This is a genomic window from Kiloniella antarctica (assembly GCF_042682825.1).
Classification (GTDB): domain Bacteria; phylum Pseudomonadota; class Alphaproteobacteria; order Kiloniellales; family Kiloniellaceae; genus Kiloniella; species Kiloniella antarctica.
The window spans coordinates 456684-479826 of the sequence record NZ_JBHUII010000004.1; the positions used below are offsets into that span (position 1 = coordinate 456684).

19 protein-coding genes and 1 pseudogene are annotated in these 23143 nt (G+C 46.5%); 9 read left to right on the forward strand and 11 right to left on the reverse strand.

The genetic code is table 11. The features are described from left to right. Positions 1 to 169: 169 nt before the first annotated feature. Positions 170 to 1051 carry a beta-keto acid cleavage family enzyme gene (locus tag ACFSKO_RS09145; protein ID WP_380250711.1) on the forward strand — a complete coding sequence of 294 codons (882 nt, stop codon included), beginning with the start codon at positions 170 to 172 and terminating at the stop codon, positions 1049 to 1051. A gap of 110 nt (positions 1052 to 1161) precedes the next feature. Here the strand turns inward: ACFSKO_RS09145 and ACFSKO_RS09150 are convergent, their stop codons facing one another. Then, entirely contained in the window at positions 1162 to 4323 is a 3162-nt protein-coding gene (locus tag ACFSKO_RS09150; RefSeq protein WP_380250713.1) for a response regulator, read from the reverse strand. A 549-nt stretch (positions 4324 to 4872) separates the two neighbouring features. Between ACFSKO_RS09150 and ACFSKO_RS09155 the strand changes: the two genes are divergently transcribed. Both ACFSKO_RS09155 and ACFSKO_RS09160 read left to right on the forward strand, forming a co-directional pair. After that, on the forward strand, positions 4873 to 5373 hold the full coding sequence (locus tag ACFSKO_RS09155) for a P-loop nucleotide/nucleoside kinase family protein (RefSeq protein ID WP_380250715.1): 501 nt from the start codon (positions 4873 to 4875) through the stop codon (positions 5371 to 5373). Next, positions 5363 to 6415, forward strand: a complete 1053-nt coding sequence (locus ACFSKO_RS09160; RefSeq protein ID WP_380250717.1) for a DMT family transporter — start codon at positions 5363 to 5365, stop codon at positions 6413 to 6415. Before ACFSKO_RS09155 ends, ACFSKO_RS09160 begins: the two co-directional genes overlap by 11 nt. Positions 6416 to 6592: 177 nt before the next feature. Here the strand turns inward: ACFSKO_RS09160 and ACFSKO_RS09165 are convergent. From ACFSKO_RS09165 to ACFSKO_RS09175, 3 genes and pseudogenes are all read right to left on the reverse strand, one after another. Next, a pseudogene (locus ACFSKO_RS09165) lies at positions 6593 to 6853 on the reverse strand (MFS transporter); the annotation flags it as partial. 132 nt (positions 6854 to 6985) lie between these two features. Further along, positions 6986 to 8350 carry an MFS transporter gene (locus tag ACFSKO_RS09170; protein WP_380250719.1) on the reverse strand — a complete coding sequence of 455 codons (1365 nt, stop codon included), beginning with the start codon at positions 8348 to 8350 and terminating at the stop codon, positions 6986 to 6988. Beyond that, on the reverse strand, positions 8343 to 9149 hold the full coding sequence (locus ACFSKO_RS09175) for a DeoR/GlpR family DNA-binding transcription regulator (RefSeq protein ID WP_380250721.1): 807 nt from the start codon (positions 9147 to 9149) through the stop codon (positions 8343 to 8345). Before ACFSKO_RS09175 ends, ACFSKO_RS09170 begins: the two co-directional genes overlap by 8 nt. Before the next feature lie 220 nt (positions 9150 to 9369). Here ACFSKO_RS09175 and ACFSKO_RS09180 point away from each other — a divergent pair, with 220 nt between their 5' ends. The 3 genes from ACFSKO_RS09180 (at position 9370) to ACFSKO_RS09190 (ending at position 11538) form a co-directional block, all read left to right on the forward strand. After that, complete coding sequence (locus ACFSKO_RS09180; RefSeq protein ID WP_380250723.1) at positions 9370 to 9594, forward strand: DUF2188 domain-containing protein; 225 nt, start codon at positions 9370 to 9372, stop codon at positions 9592 to 9594. A 156-nt stretch (positions 9595 to 9750) separates the two neighbouring features. Then, positions 9751 to 10854, forward strand: coding sequence for an FRG domain-containing protein (locus ACFSKO_RS09185; RefSeq protein ID WP_380250725.1), 1104 nt, complete (start codon positions 9751 to 9753; stop codon positions 10852 to 10854). A 60-nt stretch (positions 10855 to 10914) separates the two neighbouring features. Next, positions 10915 to 11538 carry an AbiU2 domain-containing protein gene (locus tag ACFSKO_RS09190; RefSeq protein ID WP_380250727.1) on the forward strand — a complete coding sequence of 208 codons (624 nt, stop codon included), beginning with the start codon at positions 10915 to 10917 and terminating at the stop codon, positions 11536 to 11538. 221 nt (positions 11539 to 11759) lie between these two features. Here the strand turns inward: ACFSKO_RS09190 and ACFSKO_RS09195 are convergent, their stop codons facing one another. Together ACFSKO_RS09195 and ACFSKO_RS09200 are read right to left on the reverse strand one after the other, a co-directional pair. Next, on the reverse strand, positions 11760 to 12551 hold the full coding sequence (locus ACFSKO_RS09195; protein ID WP_380250729.1) for a tetratricopeptide repeat protein: 792 nt from the start codon (positions 12549 to 12551) through the stop codon (positions 11760 to 11762). Positions 12552 to 13107: 556 nt separating this feature from the next. Continuing rightward, positions 13108 to 13593, reverse strand: coding sequence for a winged helix-turn-helix transcriptional regulator (locus ACFSKO_RS09200; RefSeq protein ID WP_380250731.1), 486 nt, complete (start codon positions 13591 to 13593; stop codon positions 13108 to 13110). A 93-nt stretch (positions 13594 to 13686) separates the two neighbouring features. Here ACFSKO_RS09200 and ACFSKO_RS09205 point away from each other — a divergent pair, with 93 nt between their 5' ends. Further along, the gene (locus ACFSKO_RS09205; RefSeq protein WP_380250733.1) at positions 13687 to 14061 is read left to right on the forward strand and encodes a VOC family protein; all 375 of its coding nucleotides are present in this window, start codon (positions 13687 to 13689) and stop codon (positions 14059 to 14061) included. 36 nt (positions 14062 to 14097) lie between these two features. On the opposite strand, the gene ACFSKO_RS09210 is transcribed toward ACFSKO_RS09205, so the two are convergent. Both ACFSKO_RS09210 and ACFSKO_RS09215 read right to left on the reverse strand, forming a co-directional pair. Further along, on the reverse strand, positions 14098 to 14265 hold the full coding sequence (locus ACFSKO_RS09210) for a hypothetical protein (protein ID WP_380250735.1): 168 nt from the start codon (positions 14263 to 14265) through the stop codon (positions 14098 to 14100). Positions 14266 to 14360: 95 nt separating this feature from the next. Beyond that, the gene (locus tag ACFSKO_RS09215) at positions 14361 to 14837 is read right to left on the reverse strand and encodes a tellurite resistance TerB family protein (protein WP_380250737.1); all 477 of its coding nucleotides are present in this window, start codon (positions 14835 to 14837) and stop codon (positions 14361 to 14363) included. Between the two features lie 389 nt (positions 14838 to 15226). Between ACFSKO_RS09215 and ACFSKO_RS09220 the strand changes: the two genes are divergently transcribed. Both ACFSKO_RS09220 and ACFSKO_RS09225 read left to right on the forward strand, forming a co-directional pair. Beyond that, positions 15227 to 16192 (forward strand): TraB/GumN family protein, encoded by a 966-nt coding sequence (locus ACFSKO_RS09220; RefSeq protein WP_380250739.1) that lies wholly within the window; start codon positions 15227 to 15229, stop codon positions 16190 to 16192. A 58-nt stretch (positions 16193 to 16250) separates the two neighbouring features. Then, entirely contained in the window at positions 16251 to 16868 is a 618-nt protein-coding gene (locus ACFSKO_RS09225) for a dihydrofolate reductase family protein (RefSeq protein WP_380250741.1), read from the forward strand. Positions 16869 to 16944: 76 nt separating this feature from the next. Here ACFSKO_RS09225 and ACFSKO_RS09230 read toward each other — a convergent pair whose 3' ends face one another. The 3 genes from ACFSKO_RS09230 to ACFSKO_RS09240 all read right to left on the reverse strand — a co-directional run bounded on the left by ACFSKO_RS09230 (position 16945) and on the right by ACFSKO_RS09240 (position 23095). Next, positions 16945 to 17556, reverse strand: coding sequence for a M23 family metallopeptidase (locus tag ACFSKO_RS09230; RefSeq protein WP_380250743.1), 612 nt, complete (start codon positions 17554 to 17556; stop codon positions 16945 to 16947). 52 nt (positions 17557 to 17608) lie between these two features. Next, positions 17609 to 20200, reverse strand: a complete 2592-nt coding sequence (locus ACFSKO_RS09235; protein ID WP_380250745.1) for a tetratricopeptide repeat protein — start codon at positions 20198 to 20200, stop codon at positions 17609 to 17611. 75 nt (positions 20201 to 20275) lie between these two features. Beyond that, complete coding sequence (locus ACFSKO_RS09240; protein WP_380250746.1) at positions 20276 to 23095, reverse strand: SEL1-like repeat protein; 2820 nt, start codon at positions 23093 to 23095, stop codon at positions 20276 to 20278. Positions 23096 to 23143: the final 48 nt, after the last annotated feature.

The window sequence follows — 23143 nt, forward strand, 5'->3', positions numbered from 1 at the left end:
AGAAATTCTGGTAATCACAAGGCCTTGATCGCAAAATTATGCGCTCTCATTACAGCTGTCAGAAATCAATACAGGGATGTATTCCTCCGCCTCCTTGTTTTGTTTTACATGTTGGGTCAAAGTATTCCTTTGATATAGAAATCACCTTCCAAACATCAGAGCCTTCATTATGCCCAAAGCCGTTAAAAAGACCATTCTGACCTGTGCCGTTACGGGTAACCTGACCAAGCCAGAGCAGCACCCGGGGTTGCCCATTACGCCCAAGCAGATTGCAGATGCAGCGCTTGGTGCGGCGGCGGCCGGGGCAGCGATTGTGCATTTGCATGTGCGTGATCCACAAACGGGCAAAGGGTCGATGGATTTTGACCTCTACGAAGAAATGGTCGGCCTGATCCGGCAAAAGAACTCTGATGTGATCTTGAACCTGACCACGGGCGAAGGCGGTCGCTTTGTGCCCTCTGATGATCAACCGAGGATCGCAGCCAAGAGCAGCACCCTTTGCCCACCAGAACTGCGCGTGGCCCACGTAGAAAAGCTCAAACCCGAAATCTGTACCCTCGACTTCAATACCATGTGGTCCGGCGAAGCAGTAGTGATCAACACGCCGCGCAATGTCGAGATCATGGCCGGGCGCATCTACGCCGCAGACACCAAGCCCGAGATAGAGCTGTTCGATGTTGGCGATCTTAACATGGCACTGGATTTTCTGAACAAAGGCATTATCAAAGGCCCGGTGATGATGCAGATCGTGATGGGTGTACGCTATGGCATCCTGCCCAACCCGCAAAGCCTGATGTATCTGGTCTCCCAACTGCCCAAGGACGCGGTCTGGGCCGCCTTTGGCATTGGCCGTCACGAATTTCCAATTCTGGCACAATCATTCCTGCTTGGCGGCCATGTGCGTGTTGGGATGGAAGACAACCTGCAAATCCGCAAAGGGGAACTCTGCCGCGATAATGCCCAACTTGTAGAAAAGGCCGCTGATATCATCGACCACCTCGGCGGGACCCTTGCGACGTCCGATGATGCCCGAATAATCCTGGGGCTTTGATCTGTCAACATTTCGAGTATCAGGGCTTAACATTCCCTGAAAACTCACCCAAAAGTGCCACACTGTCTTAATTGTGTTGTGGCCTCCAAGGTCTGGGTTCCAAAATTACCTTAAGCGATTTTGTTTTTTGGTCGATTATAATGCTCTTCGATGTAATTACGCATCAACTCAGAAACTTTTTCACTCGTCAACAAGAACTCCGGCAACATCAACCTCGCATTATCAAGCTCTCCCTTATCAGCCAGAAGTTCCATTTGATGAGCTAAACGCCCCAAAGATACAGCACCGAGTTCATGGCATATAGGCTTAAAGGAATGGGCTGCGAACTTCACGGCGTTCTCATCATCGGCGTCAAAAGCCTGTTGTAACTTAGGCGATGTCTGTTCGGCAAATTGGATAAAGCACTCGACAATCGGGATTAATTTATCACCAATTTTGTTTTCCAGATCTTCCAGTTCGGAATAATCGATGAGTTCAACGTCGTCCTCCGCATCCTCTTTCACCAACCAGGTACCCAAGACCTTCTCAAGCTCTTTAACCTGAACTGGCTTTGAGATAAAGTCATCCATCCCAGCATCAAGGCATTGCTTGCGATCTTTTGCCATTGCATTGGCAGTAAAAGCAACAATTGGGGTATGTTTGTATTTCATTTTCTCTTGAATGTTACGGATTTCCTTGGTCGCGAGGAACCCATCCATTTCTGGCATATAACAATCCATCAAAATCAAATCAAACCGTCGCTGTTTGAACTGCTCAACCGCCTCCTTACCATTACCCGCCGGAGTGACCGAACATTCATAACGTTCCAACATTTTAGTGGCAATCATCTGATTGATCGGATTGTCCTCAACCAGCAGGATTTGAACGCCTTTAAAGTTCAAACGTTTTTCAGATTTATGTTGATTTTCCCGGAAGCTATGGCGCGTAATTAACGCCGTTTCTTGCATTTCATCCCTTGTTTTCCAGACTTTCGAAAGCGTTGCCTTTATAATCCCTGGGAAAATAGGTTTGGTTAGGTAGCCCCGAAAGCCAAGGTCCAACACACGTTTTCCGTCGCCTCGTTCAGGAGATGACAACATTAATGTCATCTGTGGGGTTTTAATCTCTTTATCTTTTTGTATTTCTTCCGCCAGCATATGACCATCCATATCTGGCATGCAATAATCCGACAGCAACAGATCAAAGGGTTTATTAATGCTTTCGGCCTTTTTCAAAGCTTCGAGTGCCGCCGGACCTGAGGCAACAGATTGGATATCCATGCCCAAACCGTCGAGTTGCTCAGCCACGATCTCCAAAGAGATTTCGCTGTCATCAACCACCAGCAACCGTAATCCATTGAGGGTTTCTGCGGACTGTGCATTAAGATCGTCGGATAATTCAGTTGGCTTATCCGCTTGTTTTAATGCGATATTAAAACTAAAGCATGCGCCCTCACCCAACTTACTTTCGACCCCAATACTTCCCCCCATCAATTTCACAAGATCCTGACAGATAGACAGTCCTAAACCTGTACCGCCAAATTGTCTGGTTGTAGAAGCATCCGCTTGAGAGAATTTTTCAAAAATCAGGGCCTGCTTATCCGGGGCAATTCCTATTCCAGTGTCTCTGATCTCAAAATCGAAGTTCACACTCCCGTTTTTTGACTTGGTAGAACGGGCTCTTATGAAAACGTGTCCGCCTTCAGTGAACTTGATTGAGTTGCTGATCAGGTTAAGAAGGATTTGCCTCACACGCCCAGGGTCTCCAATGACATAACGATCCAGATCAGGAGAAAAGCTAACCAACAGCTCAATATCATTGTCTTTACATTTAGACGCCACCAACTCTGCGACATCCTCAATCAGTTCTTGCATATCAAAAGAAATCAATTCCAGATCCAGCTTGCCTGCTTCGATCTTTGAAAAGTCCAAAATGTCATTGATCAAGTTCAGCAACGCATTGGCGGATTTCATAATGGTTTCTGCAAAATTTTGCTGTTTCGAACTCAAAGCTGTGTCGAGTATCAAGCCTGTGGCGCCAATAATACCGTTCATGGGGGTGCGTATTTCATGGCTCATACTCGCCAGAAATTCAGACTTTACCCGGTTCGCTGATTGCGCTTTTGATGCAACAACATCCAGTTCCCTGTTTTTCTCTTCCAAATCCTGATTGGCTTCATTTAGATCTTCTGTTCGATCAGACACCAGTTGGTTGAGATTATCTTTGAAATTCTGTAAAGACCCAGCCATTTCCTGAAAAGCCGTTGAAAGTTCCGTAACCTCCCGCCACCCCTTTGTGATCGGATCAATATTAAATTGCCCTTTGGCAAGGTCACTGGTTTGCTGCTTTAGCCGCTCTATCGGTTTGGCGATGTAATAGGCCATCACGATTCCGGCAAGTATCGATAAAATCGCGACAAACACACCCAGCCAAATCAAAAAACCGCTCGCTTCATCAACTTTAGCGTTGATTTCTGCTTCATTTATTTTAACAACCAGCCCCCAATCCAGCTCAGGAATATAACGCGTCGAAGCAAGAACGGGTTCGCCGTCATAATCCGGGGCATTGCGCATAATCTGCTCATTACCAAGAAGAGCCTGGGTTACCGGCGTAGCAAGGTTATCTTTGGAAACACGAAGTTTAAAAGCCGCATCTGAAACGTACTTAAGCGGAACGGCAGACAAGGCATCCCCATTTTCGGCCCGCACAGCGATCAACCATTCGCCTGTTTCACCAAGCCCGGTACGATCTTTAATCAAATCAAACAAGAATGCCGCAGTAAATTCAATGCAAATATAACCAACAACTTTGCCTTCGTATTCCAGTCGAGACATACTGGCAACAACCACATCGTCCTTGTTCACCAAGCGTATGGAATGCTCATCTTTGGGAACCTCAATGAAGGTTGATTGTTTCAGGTCGTTATTTGTTGACGCGACTCTTTTTCCATCCGGATCATAAACAATAATTTCCTGGATACGAGACATATTACCTTTTGCGTCCCGCAAAATTTTAGTGATTTTTTCTTTGTGTTTAAGTTCCGGGGTTTTATTCCAGCTGTCCAGGCTGGCGCGCATTTGTGTCCGACTGGCAATCAAGGCAGTGTTATCATGTACCCTTCCAAGCACATCAAGAACACGTTTTTTGGCAATCTGGGAAACGGCAGCGAGTTTTTCTTCGACTTGAAGTCGATACTGGCTGGAATTATATTGGGTGAAGTATTGAAAACTTAGAAAGAACGGTACCACCGAAAGGCACAGAAATGCTGCAATCAACAAATGCTTTAACTTCATTAAGACCTAATCCTACTCAATACAAATACCAAAATAACTACACATTCTTAATCAATACCGGAACTTGTGTCGTACCTGCTAAATTTACGAGCATTTATCTGCAAATCTAAATTACAATGCCGATCACTAAATATAGAATAACTTCAAAAGCTTAATACTTTTTTACTGCCCAAAAGCATCTGTAAATCAAACACTTCCACCAAAAAGTACTTTTAAAAGACGAAATCAAAGTATCATACACTCTCTAATGACACCCAGTACCAACACCCTGAACACCTACTAAAACGGGCATTTTTATCCTTTTTACTGCCAAATAATTTCAATCATTTTTCACAATTGGACAAGGAACATTACATCCGCATTCCAAGTGTTTGATTTTCAAGAGGTTGAATTTTCAAAATCTTGGGTAGTATCCCTACTTTTCCCTTACAAGATAATGACATAAAAGCAATGTTATCCCAAAAGAGCCAATAGACACCTCATAGCTCCTCCTGATAGGATAAAAGCTTAATTAATGGAAATTCCAAATTACTGGGAATTAAAGATCAAATGACAAACAGCTCTAATACGCTTCATCTTGTCTGTGGGAAAATCGCCGCGGGAAAATCGACCTTGGCGAGAGATTTATCAGCGAACCCACAGGTTATTTTGATCAATGAAGACACGTGGCTTTCACGTTTGTATCCCGATGAAATCAATACAATTCCCGATTACATCCGCTGTTCATCGCGTTTGCGCAGCATTATGGAAGACCACGTCCAACAATTGCTCCAGGCCGGGCTTTCCGTTGTCCTCGACTTTCCAGCAAACACCCAAAATATTCGCCAGTGGATGCTTGGTATTTCAACACGCGCAGGCGTACAAAACTGTCTGCACTACCTCGAAGCATCCGACGCCGTTTGCAAAAAGCGCCTACACGCCCGCAATGCCGCTGGCTCGCACGAATTCAACCCCACCGACGAACAGTTCGATGAACTCACCGCTTATTTTGTCCCGCCAAAGGTTGACGAAGGTCTTGAGATCAAACGGACCAAAGTTTTTGACAAATAATCGGCAAGAGGATGTTGAGGCGCAAAAGAGTTCTCCTCTACTCTCTAACCAGTCCAAAAAACTATCCGAGCAATCATCAACACTGATGCCAAAAAGTTTTTCCGAATGTTCTTCTGAGTGTTTGTCTAGGAATTCTTCTGGGAATTCTTCTGGGAATTCTTCTGGGAACAGGCTTTATCTCGGCGTGGGTCTTATGGCTCTGGCAATGATCGTCGTGCCGGGAATGGATGGGATTGCCAAATACCTCAGCACAAATCATTCGACTTCACAGATTGTTTGGTCGCGTTATGTCTTTATGACTGTGCTTTTGTTGCCCTTTATTTTGGTGCGTTATCGCCATGAAGTCCTGCGCCCCAAGTCCCCCACGCGGCAAGGTTTGCGCGGTCTTTTGATCATAGCTTCCAATTTTTTGTTTTTTTGGGCCCTCGCCTATTTACCCATTGCCGATGCGTTGGCGCTTTTGTTTGTCTATCCGCTGGCAATCACCGTGATGTCTGGCCTGATCTTGAAAGAAAAAGTCGGACCAAGAAGATATGCCGCGGTCGTTGTCGGGTTTTTGGGTGTACTCCTCGTACTCAAACCCGAAGCAGGTAACATCAGCACCCCCGCCCTGCTGGCCATTGCAGCCGGAATTTTACACGGCGGATACATCGTTCTGACAAGGTCCATCGCCCATGAAACACCCGCCATCGTCACCCTGTTTTATACCGGGATCGTTGGCACTTTGGTGATGTCTGTCTTTGTGCCGTTTTACTGGACAGTGCCCACCGCCGATAGCTGGTTATGGATGATCGCGCTTGGGCTTTGTTCCGGCCTTGGTCATTTCCTGCTAACCAAGGCCTGCGCACTAGCCCCCGCGTCCATTCTCGCCCCGCTTGGCTATGTCGAGATTATCTCGGGCACCCTGATCGGCTATTTTATCTTTGGTGACTTCCCCGACCTTTTAACCTGGGCAGGCATCGCCGTAATCTGCGGCAGCGGCCTGTTCATCGTCCTGCGTGAAGCACAGTTAAAAAAGCGGGAATTGAAAAAGTCCTACTAAATTACCCGATCAAATTACCCGGCCAAATTACCCGGCCAAATTACCCGGCCCGATAACCCAATCGGATTACCCAACCAAATAAAATACCGACATAGATAGATACATACATAATACTGCATACAGCAGGTTTATTTTTGCCCCTGTTCCGGGCCTTGAAATATCCTCGTTGCGTTCGTCTTATCCAATTCTTTTCGGGATAAAAAGCACAAGAAAGTTCGCGATCAACAAAGACACACCCAGAAAATAAAATGCTGATATCAAACCATACCTATCTGCCAAAGCACCAACGATAATGGGTGCAAAGATTGTCATCGCCGATTGTACGCCGAACAAAACCGACGTTGCAGTGCCGCCCATATGAGGCGGCGTCATATCCATCAACCAACTGTGTACCACCGGGCGAATAGCAAAAAGACCAAAGCCGAGCGCCGATATCCCCGCAACAAAAACGGTGTTTTAGTTATAATGATTTCCGCCACCTCAACTTTGGATATGCGCCCAAAACACTCTCGCCAGAATAGCGCGGCGGCACAAAAGCGACCTCCTGTTAGAGGCGAAAGGTTTCTCTTATCAGGGGACCATCGCTTTCCGGCTTACCTTCGGGCGAAACGCCACAGCACCGATGATCAGGACCAGCGACAACAGCACGAAAATACCAAAGGAAAAGCGCAGCGAGGAAATCTCGGCGACAAATCCGATCAGGGGCGGGCCGAGCAGCAGGCCGCCGTAGCCAAAGATCGCAACCGAAGCAATGGCCACACCGGGGCTAAGCTGGCTGCTGTTGGCGGCACGGGAAAACACCAACGGAAAGACGATGGAATAGCCCACGCCCATCAGCGCAAGACCGACATAACCCGCCCAAAGACCGGTCGTCGTCGCCGTAATGACTGAGCCAACCAGCGCTGCGCCCCCACAAAACCGTAGGGTATTTACGGGGCCAAAGCGGGTGATGATGCCGTCGCCTGCAAAACGCATTGCGACCATGGCAATAGAAAATACCGTAAAGCCCAACGCGGCCTGACCTTCGCTGGCAAAGATAACCGATGCCAGAAAAACCGCGGACCAGTCAGCCATTGCCCCCTCACCCACCGCACAGGAAAAGGCCACCAATGCCACCACCAGCAGCGCGCCCTTTGGCAAGACCAGCTTGGGTTTATTGCGCGCGGCTCCTTGTCCATCATCTGTTTTTTGCGGGACATTTGTTTCTTGTTGGGCATTTGTTTTCGGACCATTCTCTACTTGAGAATACCCCGTGCTGTTCGCCTGCGATGTTTTGAATTTACCCGTCAACAACGGTCGCGCGGCGAACCAAATTAAAGGCGCCAGTAACAGAGCAAAACCGGCAAACTGCGCGCTATAGCTCACCGCTTGCCACGCCGCGAAAGCACCAAAGCCTGCACCGATCCCGGCCCCCACAGAAAACAGCGCGTGAAAGCTTGACATGATAGAGCGGCCATACCCCCGCTCGACCTCTGCGGCCCAACCGTTCATCGCCACATCCATGGCCCCGTGCCCCGCACCAAAAAAAAAGATCGAAAGCGCCAGAAAGCCAAGGTTGGCGCTATAGCCAATCATCACCAACGCTGGGCAGTACACCAGCGCACAAACCAGCGTGATCTTGGCCGGACCAAAACGATCCGACAGCGCCCCCGAAAGCGGAAAGGCTGCAATCGCCCCGCCCGCCAAAAGCAGCAAAAAAAGCCCAAGATCGCCGGGAGAGAGATCAAAATACTGCTGGATAGAAGGAATACGCGCCGCCCAACATCCATAAAGCCCGCCGTTGAGAATAAACATCGCCGCCACAGCTTTTCGCGGGGACCAGAAGCCAGGCTTAATGTCTTTTGTTAGGTGATACTCAGACCCATTGCTTGATGTCTTATCAGACCCATTGCTTGATGTCTTATCAGACCCATTGCTTGATGTCTTATCAGACATGGCGCACCTCAATTTCCGACAGTTGATAAACAGAAGTGTCGTGTTTTTCCGCATTGGTAATAAGGACATCAATATCCATACACGGCAGCACCCGGTGTCTGGACTGCGTGTTCACTTGATTACGAGAGGCCAGAACCACGACCTTTTGCGCGTTGCGGGCCATGGTTTGTTTGACTGCGGCTTCGTCCAGATCATCCGCCGAAAGACCAAACCGTGGATCAAGACCACAGGCCCCAAGCACAGCAACATCCGCCGTGCAATCCGAAAGCGCCCGCACAGCGTCCAGCCCGGTGGCAATCCCGCCTTGTGGCCTGATCTTGCCCCCGATCATGACCGTCTCGATTTCCTTTTCCAACATCACCCCCGCCACAAAAGGCGACGGCGTGATCACCACACCAGCGAAGTTCTGCGGCAACTGGCAGGTAAAAAACAGTACCGACGTGCCACCGTCGAGAAAAAGCGTCGGAGACCCCGACAACAAATCAGAAAACGCATCAGAAACCTTACCCGGATCGTCAGCATAGGCATCCCCTAACCAATTCGTTCGCGATTGCAGACGTTCAACCATAGGGACCGCAGGTATTTGCGGCATTGACTGAATCGAAATTGCCCCGCCCTTGACCCTCTTTAACAATCCAAGCTCTTCCAGCGCGATCAAGTCACGCCGCACAGTGTCGATAGAAATACCGAACTCTTCCCCAATTTCCCGCGCCACCAACGTATTCCCTTGCTGCAAGCGCTCCAGCATTACAGCCTGACGGGTATCTGGATTGTTAAGATCAAAAGTCAAATCCGACATGGTCGCCTATCAAGTAGGTGAGAATTATACTACGCATAAAATTGCAACAAAATGCATTATCATGCAATCAAAAATACAAAATGCTTTCAGCATTTCAAGTTTTAAAATGTCATGACGCCAAGAACATGGCCGTTTAATTGGAAGTATTAACACCAAAGGTTGTGCGTCTACCTATTTTATATAATATTTAATTATTACTGAAACTTAATAGGAGACAATAATGGATGACTACCACATTACAAAAGATGGGAAAATTTGGAAACTGACTAAAGTAGGGAACGATCGAGCTTCTAAAACGGCTGGAACAAAAGAAGAAATTATTAAAGAAACTCGTGAATACATGAAGAATAGGACTGGGTCAGTGAAAATTCACAAGGTTGATGGGAAAATTCAAGAAGAAAGGACATATCCTAGAAAAAATGACCCAAGCGAGACACCCGGTTAAAGTTATATTTTTTCCTCTTTTGTTTTTTCCGTTTTGAAGACCGTCTGTAAAAATCTGTTCAGGGGGATTCCTTTCATATTACAGCCCGGATGGTGTCAAGCTATTACAGGTTAGTTCTCATTGCTATCGTTTCTTACGCGCTGATTGGAATAAGCTATGGTCAATCGTTCGATTCAACCATCTCGTAAAATGTTAAAACACGAATTGGATGCAGGTTATATTCCTCCAATTTTTCCCCGCGGATTGGAAATTGACAAAATAGCAGCAATTGATCGAGGCTCATTCTATGAATACCATTGCCCACATGCTCACTTTTTACTAAAGGCACTGGACGTTGAAGCCGATATGTATAACGTGCCGGGAGGAACTAAGCCGCGAGAGTTTCTATTCCGTGGCCACAAAGAGGCGACATGGAAGCTTGAACCATCAGTTTACAGATTACCCAATCAAGCCACTCCCGAACAAATAAGTACTCAACAAAACCGGGTTAGTGCTCATTTTGGGGCAGGTCATTTCGACCACGAACTTCAACCATTTCACCAATTTCTAGAAGGTATTAACGATCTGGGGATGTTCATAGACAACGATTCTGTAGGTATCATTGATGACAGAAGGTCTCGTGAAAGAGCTGAGGGATCATCTCTTTCTCAATTGAATCCCCTAGGATTTAGTGAATTTAGTTTTCCAACCAAGGAACAGTTACGTGCACTCGCCCTTGCGCAACACTATGGGCTTCCAACACGCTTACTTGACTGGACGAGTAACCCATATGTAGCTTTATTTTTTGCAGTGGAGAGTATTGATAGAATCAATTCCGACAACGCGAATATGGAGCTTGGAATTTGGGTAATACCACGCCTCTTACCCGAATTGGTTAAGGTTTTTAAATTTTTGGAGATAGTGGATGTCCCTAAATTTCAAAATGCTAATATCATAGCTCAGCAAGGTATATTTACTTCCCATATTCCGACACTATCGGATGTAAGTGAGCGGGGAGCAAAACCGCCCCTTGATCAAAAAAAATCAAATTTCGTGACCTTTGATCAATACCTAACTGATCACAAAAATGATGAGCTATATCAACAGGTTTTAGACACAACCAAAAAACCTCTTCTTTTCAAATTAAAATATTGCGAAATTGGACCAATACGTAGAAAACTAGACCAGTTGAACATCAACTGGCGGACAATGATGCCCAATCTTGAAGGGGCGACCAAGGAAGCAATTCGGCGTTACAAGATGGTTTCCATTTCTGATTAGAGACATTTCAAGAACTTTGGCATAGCTACTAGGATCGGCACTTTCTGACTTAAGCGGACGTTGAGTGAAATCGTTTATCGTAAGCAAGGTGCATGCGAAGAAAAGGTAACGTCAATCATGGAACCAGCTGAAAAAAAATTACACATAGATTTTAAAGCTTTAAGAGATCACTGTATCGAAATTCGAAAAGAATACAATTTGTACTGCAATTTATTTTGTGAAGAGAACAGAGATATATTGACTAAAGTGGCCGCTGCATTTTTTTTCGATATTGCCGCAATAATACATAGGGATTGGAAATTGCAGGTATGTAAAATAATGGATAGGGAAGAAATGAATGGTAAGGAAAACATTACCATCGACCTCATCAATTCACGGCTTCAGGATAATAATCTGTTAAATACTGAAATTGAAGATACGACTGCGAAATTAAAGTGTTTTGGGACGAAAATATCCACCGCTAGGAATAAGCGCTTGGCACACTTTGACCGAAAGGCACATTTTAATGGGCAACCACTTGGTGGGACCTCTGAACGAGAACTGTTAGAGTTTTTATCGGAATTGCAAAATTATTGTAATCAAGTAGGGGAATTGATTGGCTTGGGCCCACTAGACTTTTCTTGCTGCGCGATTCAAGGTGATGAACAGGATTTATTAAAACAATTGAAGTTAGTAGTGAAATAAGCGGGCAGTTTATTTAGTTTGGACAATTTTGATACTACAAAATTAATGTAGGTCCGCTTATGGCACTGAGCGGCTAAGACCATAATCCTATTTATAGTTGCAGATAATGTGATCTCATTATCATATAATTCGAGCCGAAGCTGATTTATAGTTTCATTTAATTCGATCCCAAATCTCCGATTATTTCAATCCAAAGCTCGGGTCTTTTCAAGCCGCTACAGTTAAGGAAAGAATTTTCGCTTAGATAGTATTCTTCGCTTCGTTAATGACGAAGAACTAAATTGTAGTACTTCGCAGTGGATTCTTGCTAAGTAAGTTTTCTTTGACGAACATTCCTTTGCCAAGAAAAAAGACAATTCGTCACTCAATATATCTGCTTTTGGGATATTATGATCGATGTTATCCCCGCCCAGTCTATACATGGAAATCAGTTCGGAGCAGCCTAGAGGTTTAACATTGTCGCAGGCTAATTTAAAAAGTGATAAAGCTTTCTGGTCATCTTTGGGTAAGTGGATGCCTTCGCGGTATAAGCTTCCAAGCTTTGCGCAACCAAAGAACTTGTCACTTTGGCACTCCAATTTATAAATTTTAATAGCAAGAGGTACATTTTTGACTACGCTGCCATATCCGTGCCTAAAAGCGTCGCCGCCATTAACACAAGATGGTGAGTGTTTTGAATAACAGGCTTTCTTATCAAAGTTAAAAGCCTTTTCTTGATCGTATTTAACACCAAGCCCAAGACGATACATTTCACCAATTAAAAAGCAATTAGCTTCATTTAAGATACACTGAGTGTGATAACTCGATATAATTCTATCAAAATCATAGACGTTGTCATACAAGCTTAGAGTAGAGCAGGATAGCTGATTACCTTCTCTGCATTCTTCGTCATAATTTTTTATATATTCAGGAAGTTTTTCCCAAATTACAGTTTCGTTTTCATACCATATGATTTTTTCAGCAAATGCTGTGGATGAGGATAGTAAAAATACAAGCCCGAGAATTGCGCGCATAGTTGTCTCCAAGAGTGATTGCCACATTTGGAGGCGTGCCGCTTTAATTTGCAAGTTTTAATTGAAGTTATACTCTATTGTGAAAAGCCGTAATAATTTAATTATTACTTTGGTTGAGGTATCTCGATATACCCAAGCCCATAAAATCGCAATTGGAAGGCTGACAATCTAGGTTACCCCGCCAAATAACCTAGCCTGCTTACTATATTTCAGTACTTAAAATACACGAACTTTGGCCTGATTGTTAAATACCCAAATGTCCACTGTTGGCACATAACGGTCTGGATGAACCGCTGTAGTTATGGTGTGGGCGATATAGGTATATTGCTGAGCGAAGCAGGTACGGGTTTTCCGAGCAGAGGTTTTTACTCTCTTAGGCCCGTCTTTTAAACAGGGATAGCGCGAAAGGGATACATCCCTTTCGAAACCCTTTCTTTTAAAGCAACCTCTACCAACCCAAAGCGGATAATAGCGAGGGGCAGCGAGGTAAATCGCGAATTGAGGACACGTCATCGTTCATACGCAACATTTGAACGGCAGCTTTTGGCTTTTATCATCAACCAAAAGTTAAATCGCTTGTAACGTTACGGATCATCGCACCAGTGTTGATTGCGTAATAAAGTGGCATTGGTGGGCGAACTTCATTTTCAACGCGCCTATGTACCCATTTTCGATCTTCCATGCGCCGCAACGACTGTGACAACGCCCGATCCGAAATCGTCAACAAACTCCGCTTAATTTCACTAAATTGACTTGGCCTTTGCAGAGTTGCCAGCACTGGCAAGGTCCAAGACCTCCGAAGCAAATCCTGCTCGTCGTCTTCCGATACGTCTAGAATTTTATGCGCAATTACGGCTGCCGCTTGGCCAACAGGTGTTAGTCGAAATTCCGGGCGCAAAGGGTGGCCGTGGCCGGGATTGCGCTCTAACAAGCCAATCTTGATCAGATGCTCCATACTTTGAGTGAAGGCCGTTCTGCTTGCTCCGGTTGCGTTCAGCAATGCGGCTTGCCGCCCCGGTATGCCAGAGTGGAGTTTCGCCAAGATGGGCAGTGCCCAAGCTCTTGAAGTGATATTGACAAAAATATTTATGTCCATAAAGTATAGTTACTATATTTAAAATATAAAGGGAAGTCCATGGCGCTCATAAAATTGAATGAAACGATTACAATTGCGATGTCGGTCAAAGACCGCCACGAAAGTGCTGATTGGTACAAGGAAATGCTTGGTTTTGAGACTATTTACCATGCAGATGAAGCGGGTTGGTCTGAAATTAAAACCAACACACAAGGCGTAACAATTGGCCTTGGCGAGCACACAAAACCGGCCCCTGGAAATTGTGTTCCTGTGTTCGGCGTAGAAGATCTTGATGCCGCAAGGGTTAAAATGGAAGATGTTGGCGTTCGATTTGATGGCCCAACAGATGTGGTCGATGGCATGGTCAAAACTGCCACATTCTATGACCCGGACAACAATGCTCTGATGCTCGCAGAGGATTTAACAAAGAGTTGACCGGGGGTGAGTGACGATACAACTCTAGGGCTCGTTCTAGTTGAAAACACCCACGGCAAAGGCCATCTCTCGCGTCATTCCCTGGACACACAACTCGTTCTGTGGATCTCCCTGCCAAACGGTCAGGATGAACTGCTGTAACCGTGGTGTGGGCCTGATTACTGCGCGCAAGCAGGTACGGGTTTCCCGAGCAGAGGCTTTCACTCTGTTAGATCCAGCCTTTAAACAGGAGTAGCGCGAAAGGAGTACATTCCTTTCGAAACCCTTTATTTTAAAGTACTTCTAACGATGAACAGCCCCTAAAGGGCCTTTTGGGCTGAGATTTGCTTCCAGAGATATTTTGCTTCCAGCCCAAGCAGGTTGCAGATCATGGCAAACTCTTTTTCTTCGCGGGGGTCTATATCGCGGTCCGCACTGATAATCAGATGAGCCACACGTAACAAGGTGCGGGATTTTTTGTAGTTTCCTTCAAAAACTTTAATCTTTTTATAAAGCTCGTTTTTGGCACCTTCTGATCTATCTTGATTTTCGGCACTTTGCTCTGCTTTGAGCAGATAGATGTAATCGTCGAGAATTTCAATCGCCCGCACAGGATCGAAATCTTTTAAAGCCTCAATATTATCAATGGCATAATCAATTGAATAGCGCTCTTGGATAGAGACTTCACCATCGCTATAAGCCGTGATCGCACATACTGCCATCGCAGCGTGCAGGAAATCACGATTTTGATAACGACGCACTTCTTTGACGAGTTTTTCAAGTAACAAACTGGGCATGAACTTCCCTCAATTATGAGCTTTTTAATAGCCCTTTGAAATTTTATGGATCATTTTCTTATTTGAGGTCCTTTTTTGGCCCTTCGATGATTCCTCTTTGGGAATTTGGTTTTTTATGACCCTTCTGCTTAAATTAGAACCATCCCCCCAAAATATCCAGCTATATCCAGATTTTGACGATAAAAAAAATGACTTGCTCTCTTTAATATATTGCTTTGAAACACAACTATTGGCTTATTGTCACAAAAACGATCTGGTAACATTTTCAGGTTAGATTTATGCTGGCTTCAACCAGCTTGGCTTTATACATATTTTCTTCTGTTTCCAGTTTTCTTTATGCCTTTAGGCCAGTTGCCTTATTCCGCACCTTATTACTTTGAGGATATCTCATGAGCTTTCTTTCTGTTGTCAAACATACGACCTCTAAGTCCCTGGCCTCAGCTTTACTCGGCACATTACTGGTCGCAGATATCGGTTTGGGCTTAACTGCCGCTACGGCGGGGCTTTCCTTGAGCAGTTCTCAAGTATGGGCGGACGATGATGTTAATCCAGCCCTTTGGAAACTCACCGACGCAGATAGCGAGATCTGGTTGTTTGGTACCGTGCACGCGCTGGAAAAAGGGCTCGATTGGCGCACCGATAAAATCAACAATGCCTTTGATGCCGCGACTACCTTTTACATGGAAGCTCCGGTCAACGAAGCCACCCCCGAAAGCATGGCACCGATGATGCAGGAGTATGGCATCAATCATTCTGGCAAACCCTTTTACGAGGACCTCAGCCCCCAAGGCCGGGACTATTTCTTGAAAACCTTAAAATCCCTCGGCATATCGAAAAGCGCGGTTAAAAATTTCGCCCCTATGCGCCCTTGGCTGGCGGCGGTTACACTTGCCACCTTCCAGATGCAGGCCAAGGGCATTGACCCCGAAGCAGGTGTCGATAAAGTCTTATGGGATGCCGCCAAAGCAGAGGGTAAAAAGCTTCGTTATCTCGAAACCCTTGACCAGCAGTTCAGTATTTTTGGCAACCTAAGCCCGCAAGAAGATCTCGATTTTTTCGAAGGTTCCGTGCAGCAGTTGGTTGAAGACACCGACATGCTCGACCAACTGTTCAGCTTTTGGAAAAAAGGTGAAATTGACGACCTCGCCAATCTGATGAACGCTTCATTCGGTGACGATGAAAAAATGAAATCCGCCTTACTAACCAACCGCAATCTAAACTGGGCCTATCAAATCGACAGCATGATGAAGGGCTCCGGCAAAATCTTTATCGCCGTCGGCGCCGGCCACCTCGGCGGTGACAAATCCGTGCAACATTTCCTAAAGCAACAGGGGTATGAAGCGGTGCGCCAGTGAGGGGGGTAAACCCTGTTGATTTGGCTACGGTGACTATGAGATCATAGGAGGTTTACACATGAAATCTACGTCCAAAAATCATGCATCTACACCGTCACGCAAACTTGCCATTTTGGCTTTTGTGACCCTCGATGGTGTCATGCAAGCACCTTCCAGCCCACAAGAAGATACCACTGGTGGGTTCATGCGTGGCGGATGGGCAAACGATTATTGGGCAGAGGTTATGGAGCAAGCCCAGCGCGAGGCCATGAGCGAACCCTATGACATGCTTTTTGGCCGTAAAACCTATGAGATGTTCGCACCCCATTGGTCAACGGCAAGTACCGACGACCCTCTAGCAACAATGATGAACAATGCCCAAAAGTACGTCGTATCCACCCAGGATCTCGATCTAACTTGGCAAAACTCTGGACTTATATATGGCGATGTATGTTCGAAAATTAAAACCCTTAAACAGCAACCGGGAAATTTAATCCAAGTCCACGGCAGCTGTAATTTAATTCAGACACTGCTGAAACACGACTTAATCGACGAGTTCCGCCTCTGGACCTTCCCCGTCATACTCGGCCAAGGCAAGCGCCTGTTCGGCGAAGGCGTTATTCCCCAAAACCTGACCTTAACAAAATCAGATACCACAAAAAATGGTGTCACAATGGGGATTTATAGGCGGCAATAATATCGTATTTCAATGTGCTGGATCGAATTAGATCAACAGTCCTTGTCAATTTATCACCAGTATTTTTACCAATTTCTTAGCTGCCAGTGACGCAAGTATGACCAGTTGGGACAGCTGGTTCTGTATTCAGGACCGCCTCTGTCGGAGAGATATTACCGCGCTTTTTTATTTCTGCGACGGTTTTCAAAGACGGCGTTGGTCGCCTATATGACCCACTTGGAATTTCTTTATACTCAACGTGAAGATGCGGAAATATCGTCCCCTTCTTGCCTGTTAGTCCGACAACACACCCAATCTGAACCTTATCCCCCGCCTTTACGAAGCTCTTACTCATATGCAAAAACATAAAGTACATTGGCTTTTCGCCCTTGGTCTTTATCATAATGGTTCCTGAGCGGTCTTTCTGAGGTGAATAAACTTTCCCACCGTACTCCATTTTCACAACAATGCCCTCAACAGGTGATGTTACTTTGGTCGGGGTTCTGGCCCTGTAATCAATCCCGGCATGGAGTAACTTATAAAACCGACCGCATTCCACTTTACTGTCACAGCTATCAAGAAAGGGATTTGTCACGGTAATCTTGCCCGGCAAGAGCAGCTTGCCAAACTCAACCTCGTCCATAGCCGAAACGGAAGACCCAAGAAATGAAATAACGACAGCGCTAAACAACGCAAAAGACTTGAACATAAGTGCTTACTCAATAATGGAGATGGAAAATTGTTGGATTACAGTGAAGTAATTAACACCCCTGATAATTTTTTGCCAGGCAATTACGGGTCATATCCCTTACTGTCGCGAGGTCTTCTTCGGGCATCTTGGCGGTGAAACTATCCCAATATTCTTGTGCTTCTTCGTTTCCTTGTTTCGTTGCAAGCGATAACCACATCAGCCCTTCAAGCAAGGTATCCTCTGAGATCATAAGCAAAAGAGCAAGATAGCTTTGCGCCGGGGCGTCGCCTTGTTCCGCAGCACGTTTGAACCATTTCGCCGCCTCTTTAAGTTTTTCCGGATCACGCTCTCCTGTGGCCAAGAGTGTTCCAACCATATATTGCCCTTCTGCACTTCCCTGGTCGGCCGCTTTTCGCGCCCAATAATAAGCTGCGTTTAGATCTTCCGGAACAACCTCAGCATTAAAATACATATAGCTCAGGCGCATTTGAGCTTTCGCAAATCCACCCTCGGCAGATTGTTTGAAAAGCTCTATACCCTTGGGTATATTTTCGGACGTTCCCCGGCCAACGACATACATTCCAGCCAGAAGATATTGCCCTTCCAAATGCCCGGCTTGAGCAACAGGACCTAACAGGTTAAAGGCTTTTTTATAATCTTTATCTGAAAAAGCTTTTACGATGCCTTTAAGAACATCGTCATCAATATCACTGACGTTTTTACCTTTTGGTTGGGATCCGGAGCCTGCAAGAAAATCAACTTCATTTTCTTTTTGAGGCGAAGATTGCTCTTTAACCGGGGGGCGTTCAGGAACAGTGGCGGGTTTTCGAAGAGGCTTGGGAATGGCGGCTGTTTGATTGCGTGCAGTTTTTTTGCCCGACGAACTGGCATTACCGTTTAAGTTATTAAGATGAAATCTTGCCTTTGCATGCCCTTGCTCTGCGGCGCGTTTCATCCACTTGACCGCTTCCGCCTTGCTTTGACTTACCCCAAGGCCTTGGCGAAACATTTCACCCATCATGAACTGCGCCTCAACCACGCCGTCTTCGGCAAGCGGGTAAAGCAGTTCCAGCGCCGTGAAATAGTCTTGGTTGGTATAGGCCTCGATACCTTCTTTAAGGCCGTCTATAACAATTTTATCTTTTTCTGGTTGAGGCTCAAAAGCTATACCGTCTGAGGGTTCCGTCGGAATAATGCCTTTCTCTTTGAAAAGTTCCAGCGTCTCAATAGCGTATTTATCCCCTTGGGCCGCAGATAGTTTTAACCATTTCTCAGCTTTGACGGGATCATAGGTATGGCTACCAATCAAGCTGTATACAAGCGCGAGGATGGATTGAGCCTTTGCATGCCCTTGCTCTGCGGCAAGGGTATATAAACGCAAAGCTTCCTGATCGTCCTTTGCTACACCATTCCCCACGGAATACATTGCGCCCAGAAGGACTTGGGAATCAGCATGGCCTTGTTCTACCAAAGGAATCAGGTATTCAAGCGCGACTTCATAGTCTTTTCTTTTTATTGCACCCAGGCTTTTTTGGTAATCTGCGGCAATTTTAGGGGTAATTTTAGGGGGGATTTTCGAGAGAACACTAGAGGCAGAAGGGCTCTTTTTTTCTTTCTGTAAGGGGTCATCAACGTCTTCAGCCTCCATTTCCGCCAGCAATTCCCCGGCCTCTTCAATGCCCTGATCCGCAGCAAGTCGGAGCCATTTTATGGCTTCTTCCCGGTTATAAAGCTTGGTGCCTTCGACACTGGTGTACAGCCCGGCCATGTGTTGCGCTTGCCCGTGACCTTGATGAGCAGCAAGCCGGAACAGCCTCAAACCCTCCGGCCTGTTAACAGGTAATCCTTCTCCTAAAGTGTGCATCATCCCCAAGGTGAACTGAGAGTCCGCGTGTCCTTCTTTAACCAAAGAAGTAAGGTATCTGAGCCCGGTTTTGAGATCTCCCTCTTTGATGAAATCCATCGCTTTGGAAAATCTGTCATCAAGGTTTGATGACGAAGCGATGTCCTCGCCGTTTGTTATTTCATTGTTTGTTATTTTTTTCAGACGAATATAATTTTCCTGTCCTTCGCTATCCCCCGCAACCGCCGCAAGCCGATACCATCCCTTGGCACGTTCAAGGTCTCTGTTAACAATGACACCGTCTTCGTAAATTTCACCAAGGTCGTTATAGGCATCTTCCATGCCTGCTTCAGCAGAGTGTTTATAAAGTGAAATGGCTTTGTCCGCATCCTGTTCAACCCCCAAGCCATGATGATAGAGACCTGCAAGACCATGGAGCGCCGCCTCGCTCCCTTGATCCGCAGCAAGGCTAAAATACTTAAAAGCTTTATCATAATCCTTGGGAATGCCCTTACCATAGCGATACATCGCCCCGATCAGGGCTTGAGCATAAACGTTGCCGTGATCCGCCGCCCGCCGCATCCAGACAAAGCCCGTTTTCCGATCCTGCGGCAGCCCCAAGCCCTCGCTGTACATTGAGCCAATCAGGAACTCTGCCATCGGCTCCCCCTCTTCGGCGAGAGGCATAAGTTCTTGATACGCGACGTCATAGTTCTTTTCAAAAAATGCCTGAGCGCCCTTTTGAAGGTCTTGCGCAAAAGAAATGCCTCCACCAAAGAAACTGGCAATAAGAACGGATATGACAATCAGACGTTTCATTTTCGACCTGTGGTTTTGTTTAATGTATTAGCGGGCAACATGAGAAGAGTTTTTTTTGTAAGGAGCAGAGTTAAATCAACACCCCTGATAATTCTGGGCCATGCAATCACGGACCATATTTTCAGCCGCAGTGATTTCAGATGAGGTTAATGTGGATTTTGTCTTGTCTCTGTATTCCCTGGCTATTTTATTTCCCTGAGCGGCAGCAAGGGAGAGCCACATATATCCGCGCGTGGTATCTTTAGAAACTCCATCGCCCCGCAAATACATTCGCCCGAGACTTTCCTGTGAGAACGGGTCCCCTTGAACGGCAGAAAGTTTGTACCATTTCACAGCCGCTTTCGGATCTTTTGATGTACCCTGACCGAATTGTTTGAGACCACCGACGAGATATTGCGCATCCGAACTCCCCTTTACCGCCGCTTGCAGTCCCCACTTATAAGCCTTGGAAAAATCTTCTGGAACGACTTTACCCTGAAAATATATGTGACTTAGTTCTACCTCGGCTTTTAAATATCCCTGTTTTGCGGATCGTATATACCACTCAAGAGCCTGCGTATAATTCTTTGGAACCCCTTCGCCTCGATAATATAAATTTCCAATCAAATACTGCGCTGCCGGATTGCCCTTTTGAGCAAGAGGGAAAGATAACGCATACACTTGCGCGTAATCCTCTCTTTCAAAAGCATCACGCAACATCTCATGGGGCGCTTGCCCTACACCCCCGGTATCCTTCGTACCAGTGGTATCCTTCCCACCCGAAGTTTGAGTTCCGGGCGGTATGGCATCCGGTTTTCGCTTCGGCTTTGGAATGGACGCGACCTCAACATCTTTTTTGGGTGGGCTCTCAATTGCCGTTAATCGGCTCAGATTTTTCTTTGCCCCCGCATGACCTTGGTCAGCGGCGATTTTGTACCACTCAACAGCCTTTTGCGGGTCCTTTTTCAAGCCAAAACCAAAGTGATAAGTAAGCCCCATATAGTACTGTGCCTCTTGGTGTCCCTGATCGGCGGCAAGCCCGGTCCATTTCAGCGCTTCGCCACTATCCTTATCCACGCCCAATCCCTTGCGATACATTTGCCCCAGAGCAAACTGAGCTTCCATCTCGCCATTTTCCGCAAGGGGATAAAGCTTCTCCATCGCCTCAAAATAATCCCCTTTTTCGAAGGCATTCAGACCAACTTTCAGAGCGGCAGATCCAATAACTCGGCTCTTTGCAGCGTCCTTGGCATCGCTTGATTGTGTCGCCAAAAGTAAAGCCAGCTGCCTTTTGCCTTCTTCATCGCCCTGATCCGCTGCAAGTTGAAAAAATGCGATTGCCTTATCCCTGTCCTGTGACACCCCAAAACCATCCCGATAAAGCTGCCCCAAGGCAACCTGAGCATAGGACGATTTCTGATCAGCCGCCAACCTGAACCATTTGAGAGCTTCGCTATAATCCTGTGGTACGCTCACACCATCCGTATAAAAGACCCCCAGCATGTACTGCCCCCTTGTATGCCCTTGAGCCGCAGCTAAGCGGTAGAGCGCGACAGCCGTTTCATGATTTTGCTCAACACCATATCCATCCCTGTACATGTTCCCCAGATTGAATTGTGCATTTGCATCGTTCTGATCGGCGGCCAGTTTGAACCACTTAACCGCAGCCTTGTAATCTCTATCGGTACCGAGAGCATCCCGGTACAAGACCCCGACATTATACTGCGCCAGCTTGTGCCCCTGCTCGGCGAGAGGAAGTAATGTCTCAAGCGCCGCGTCATAATCGCTGCCTTCAAACAGCTTTACCGCTTGTTTAAAGTGCTGTTCCTGCGTGAGATTGTTTTCACCCTGACTTTTCACCCCGGCGACTTCAGTGGGATAAGGTTCTGTTTTCTCGAGACGATCAAGCCCTTCCCGCCCTCTCTCATGTCCCTGCGCCGCAGCCAGTTTGTAATACTTTACAGCCAGCTTTAGATCTTGCGGGACTAACTTTCCTTCTTCGTAAATTCTTCCCAAGTGATTTTGTGCATCCGCATGTCCAGTATCAGAAGAAAGCTTATAATAACGCATCGCTGTATCAATATCTTTGTGAACCGCCTCTCCACTTTCAAATAAAAGCCCAATATATAATAAGGTTGTGCCGTCCAGCTCCCCTTCTTCTAGGCTATTGGCACCCTGCTCTGCGGGGTCGTTGCCAATTTCCGTTTTTCCATCACTGTTAGTGGCTGTTTTACTTTCCGGGTTTTCTGTTTTTGCAAGTTCGGTTTCTATCGGAACACGGTCGGCATTGTTACTCAGGCTTAGAACATGTTCTTGTGCCCCCTCAACGCCCTGCTCGGCGGCGAGCGTGTACCATTTCAGGGCAAGACCCAGATCTTTTGGAACGTTTTGGCCATGTTGATAGATAACCCCAAGCTCGTTCTGGGCAGCACCAAAGCCCTGTTCGGCGGAAAGCGTGTACCACTTCAGGGCTGCTTTGGGATTTGGGGTCCCGTTTTCCCAGCCTTCGGCATAGCTCTTGCCCAGGCGGTACTGTGCCCCGGCGTCCCCTTGTCCGGCGGCAAGTCTGTACCACTGGGTCGCGATCCTGTCGTTTTGGGGAACGCCATCGCCAAGTTGGTAAAAACCACCCAACGTCCGCTGGGCTTCGGCATGGCCTTGTTCCGCAGCCAACGTCATCCATTTTACAGCAAGGTCGGGATCTTTAACAACGCCCTTTGATTGCCAGTACATCAACCCAAGCAGATATTGCGCCTCGTCAAACCCCTTCTCGGCCTCAAGCGGTAGTTCCTTGAGGGCAACGTCATATTCACCCGCAAGGTATGCTTTTACGCCGGGGCTTTCTGTTTCCAGCAAAACATACGTTCCCGCCAAAACCAGCAGAGCCAAAAGAGGAAGGAGAACAAAGCGTATCATGAGAAACCTGTGAGTTTAAGAAAGACCAAGGCTGGAAGGAATTACTGA